The sequence below is a fragment of the Planktotalea sp. genome (genome assembly GCF_049680325.1).
Classification (GTDB): domain Bacteria; phylum Pseudomonadota; class Alphaproteobacteria; order Rhodobacterales; family Rhodobacteraceae; genus Planktotalea.
The window spans coordinates 1-3,899 of the sequence record NZ_JBAUHO010000254.1 but is presented as its reverse complement, the minus strand read 5'-3'; the positions used below and the strand labels follow the sequence as shown (position 1 = coordinate 3,899).

At 57.8% G+C, this 3,899-nt stretch carries 5 protein-coding genes; all 5 read left to right on the top strand.

Going from position 1 to position 3,899, the window contains the following annotated elements:
- On the top strand, positions 1-345 hold a 345-nt coding region (locus WBC85_RS11555), incomplete at its 5' end, for a hypothetical protein (RefSeq protein WP_424437035.1).
- A 38-nt stretch (positions 346-383) separates the two neighbouring features.
- Complete coding sequence (locus tag WBC85_RS11550) at positions 384-1,757, top strand: calcium-binding protein (RefSeq protein WP_424437032.1); 1,374 nt, start codon at positions 384-386, stop codon at positions 1,755-1,757.
- A 144-nt stretch (positions 1,758-1,901) separates the two neighbouring features.
- Complete coding sequence (gene alr, locus WBC85_RS11545) at positions 1,902-2,936, top strand: alanine racemase (RefSeq protein WP_424437029.1); 1,035 nt, start codon at positions 1,902-1,904, stop codon at positions 2,934-2,936.
- The gene (locus WBC85_RS11540; protein WP_424437026.1) at positions 2,933-3,718 is read left to right on the top strand and encodes an MlaE family ABC transporter permease; all 786 of its coding nucleotides are present in this window, start codon (positions 2,933-2,935) and stop codon (positions 3,716-3,718) included. The genes alr and WBC85_RS11540 overlap by 4 nt, the downstream gene beginning before the upstream one ends.
- On the top strand, positions 3,715-3,899 hold a 185-nt coding region (locus tag WBC85_RS11535), incomplete at its 3' end, for an ATP-binding cassette domain-containing protein (protein WP_424437023.1). The genes WBC85_RS11540 and WBC85_RS11535, both read left to right, overlap by 4 nt.

Genomic DNA, 3,899 nt, shown 5'->3' with positions numbered 1-3,899 from the left:
GCGTCGCACGCGCAAACCCAAGAGCAAGGCGCGCGTGATCTTTACCGCGAACATCTGGCGCTTTCGATGCAATACCCCCAGTTCAGCGATCCGGGCACCTGCCCCGCGTTTAGCGAAACAGAACAGATCGCTTATGAGGCCTATGTCACCCATCTGATCTACACCGCCGAAGAAACCAGCGCTGCCGACCCGAGTTGGGGTCCAGTGATGGAGGGCGCTTTGACGCTCCATGCGCCCTTTATTTGCGCGAGTATTGGCTCTGAAACCGCGCTAACCGACCCTGTCGCACGGATGTTGGCCAAAATCGCAGTGAGCGCCTGCTCTGAAATACCCGAGTGCAACTAAAGCCTGCGCCACGCGCCGTTGCCGCAGACGACGAAGCTGTGCTTCTACTAGGAGATGATATCACCGTGACAGTGACCCAAACGGGTACTGTTATCGGAACACACGTGAATGGCAGTACGGGTGCCGTGGATTTCGAGGGCGAAAATGCTTATTTTACGAACCACGGCACTGTCACAGGTACCGACATGTACGGGGTTTTCTTTGGCGAGGCGACCTCCACGCTGAACAACACGGGCCAGATTTCGGGCGTGACTGGTGCCCTGCTCTGGGACGCGTCCTCTTCGATCGTGAATAGCGGAACGATCATGGGTAACGAGGCCGGGACAACGGTTGACTACGATGAAAACGGCATAAGCGTGCGCGGTGATGCATCTGTCGTCACCAATCTTGCTGGCGGGATAATCGGCACAACGGCGCAGGATGGCTCTGGCGTCGTCTACATCTCAAATTTTTCAGGCAGCCTCGCAACGTTGAACAACTTTGGCCAGATCACGGGCGGCGCATATGGCGTCGTTAATTTTGACACGGGCGGCAGCACAGTAATCAACATTCAGAATCATGGCACAATTCACGGCGGCGTAGCGGGAATTCAGGGCGGCGTTGGCATGGAACATGTGTCCAACAGCGGATTGATTGTTGGTGATGTCAATCTCGGGACTGGCGCGGACAGCTACACCGGGGTCTATAGCGGCAGCGTCATTGGTAATGTGAATGGCGAGGCTGGCATGGACGTTCTCAAGGGCGGCGAGCTAAACGATTCTTTCTTTGGCGGCGACGATAATGATACCCTTTTTGGTCGCGGCGGCGATGACATGCTTTTTGGTGACGACGGCGAGGATGATATTCGCGGTGGATCAGGCGATGACGCTATCTTTGGCGGCAGCCAGGACGATACGATATACGGCCATTCAGGTAACGACGAGCTTGAAGGCGACGGCGGCGCAGATTTGATCGTGGGCGGCGCGGGTGATGATACCATCACAGGCGGCGGTGCGGGTGATGAATTGCGCGGCGGCGCGGGCAATGACGATTTGTCGGGGAATTCTGGTGCCGATGTGATCTATGGCGGCGCAGGCGATGACACGATTACAGGCGGCAGTGCCGCTGATGAAATGCGCGGAAATTCCGGCGCTGACGCTTTCGTCTTTACCGCTCAAAGCGACAGCAGCACTTCTGATTTTGACACCATTCTCGATTTCCAAAGCGGCCTTGTTGTGCTTGATTTCTCCGCCATCGACAGCTTTACCTTTATCGGCACGGACAGCTTTTCAGGAACTGGCGCGGAAGTGCGCTATCAGCTCACTGGCTCGGGTGCGCGGCTTAAGGTCGATGTGGATGGTGATGGCAGCACCGACATGCGGATCGAGCTGAACAATGTGGATGTGCTGACTGGCGCAGACTTCATTCTATAGGCGCACATAACACTTTGCCCTGATGAGACGCGTGCAAGGCATCGCGTCTCATCCGTTGTACTGACAGAGCCAAAGCCAAGCGACGCGCCCCGCTTTGCCCTTTTACCCTTGACGTGCAGGCTGGCCGTGCCAAACACCGTAGCCATGAGCACAGGTACATTAACAATTGATCTGGCCGCGATGGCGGCGAACTGGCGCGCGCTGGACGCTATGAGCGCGGCCGAAACCGGCGCGGTTGTCAAAGCCGACGCCTATGGAACGGGCATCGGCCGCGCGGCGCGCCGCCTTGCGCAGAGCGGTGCGCGCAAATTCTTTGTTGCGGCCGCCGAGGAAGGCGCAGACATTCGTCAAGCGCTTGGCCCGGAGCCAGAGATTTACGTGCTCTCGGGTCACATGTCGGGTGATACCGATATGATCGGCGATCTTGGTTTGATCCCCCTGCTCAGCTCGATCGATCAAATGCTGCGCCATTTCGAGGCGCTTCCGGCCACGCCCTTTGGCATCCAGCTTGATACGGGCATGAACCGTTTGGGCATGGAAGCGGGCGAATGGGAGGCCGTGCGAAGCCTTGTTTTGCCGCAAAACCCCCAGTTGGTCATGTCCCATCTTGCCTGCGCGGACGAGCCGGATCATCCGATGAATGCGCAGCAGTTGGCAGCCTTTACAGACATGACCGACGGCATAGATGCCCCCCGCTCGCTTGCCGCGACGGGCGGGATATTGCTGGGCGAGGATTATCATTTCGACGTGACCCGCCCCGGCATTGGCCTTTATGGCGCGTTGCCATTTGAACACGCCGCCCCTGTGGTTGCCATTGATCTGCCGATCATCCAGATCCGCGACGTGCTGACAGGCGAAAGCGTGGGGTATGGCAACACATGGATTGCCAAGCGTGACAGCCGTATCGCGACCGTCGCCAGTGGTTATGCTGATGGCATCCTGCGCGCGATGGGGCCGAACACCCAATTGTTTGCAAACGGTGTCCGCGTTCCGATTGCGGGGCGTATTTCGATGGATAGCATCTGCGTCGACATCACAGATGCCAAAGACATTCCTTCGGCGCTCGAACTGCTTGGCCCTAATCAAACCGTCGATACGCTTGCTGAGAACGCAGGTTCTATCGGCTATGAAATCCTCACGTCGCTTGGTGCGCGTTATTCAAGGCGGTATGTCGGATGAGCACTGTGCTGCGAGCCCTTGGTGCGCTAGGTGCCGCTACTTTGAGCCTGCTTGCTGCGCTTGGTCGGATCTCGCTTTATGCATTCGCCACATTGCGGCACATGTTCCGCCGCCCCTTTTATCTACGCGAACTTGGCATTGCGGTCATGAATGTGGGTTGGCTATCCCTGCCAGTTATCGGGTTGACGGCGATCTTCACGGGCGGCGCATTGGCCTTGCAGATCTACGCGGGCGGATCGCGCTTTAACGCCGAAGCCGTCGTGCCACAGATCGTAGCAATCGGCATGGTGCGCGAACTTGGCCCCGTCCTGGTCGGCCTGATGATCGCAGCGCGCGTGACCTCATCCATCGCAGCTGAAATTGCGACCATGAAGGTGACCGAACAGATCGACGCACTTGTCACCCTCTCCACCCATCCTATGCAATATCTGACTGTACCGCGCGTGCTCGCAGGGTTGATTTGCGTGCCATTTCTGGTGGGCATCGGCGATATCATTGGCATTTTAGGCGGCTATGCGGTGGCAACAGGAACGCTGGGGTTCAACGCCTCGACCTACCTTGTGAACACGGTCGATTTTCTGGAACTGCGCGACGTTGCATCCTCGCTCGCAAAAGGTGCGGTCTTTGGCGTCATCGCGACGTTGATGGGCTGCTATTACGGCATGAACTCCGGGCGCGGTGCGCAAGGCGTGGGCGCGGCAACCAAGGGCTCGGTCGAAGCGGCCGCGATCCTGATACTGGCGGCCAACTTCGTTCTGACAGGGGTGTTCTTCTCGCTATGATTACGCTCTCAAACGTCAAAAAGTCCTTTGGTGACAATCATGTCCTTCGCGGCGTTGATCTTGAAATCGCGCGCGGCACTTCGATGGTTATCATCGGTGGCTCTGGCACGGGTAAGTCCGTGGCGCTGAAATCGGTGCTGGGTCTTGTGACGCCTGATAGCGGGACAATCATGGTCGATGG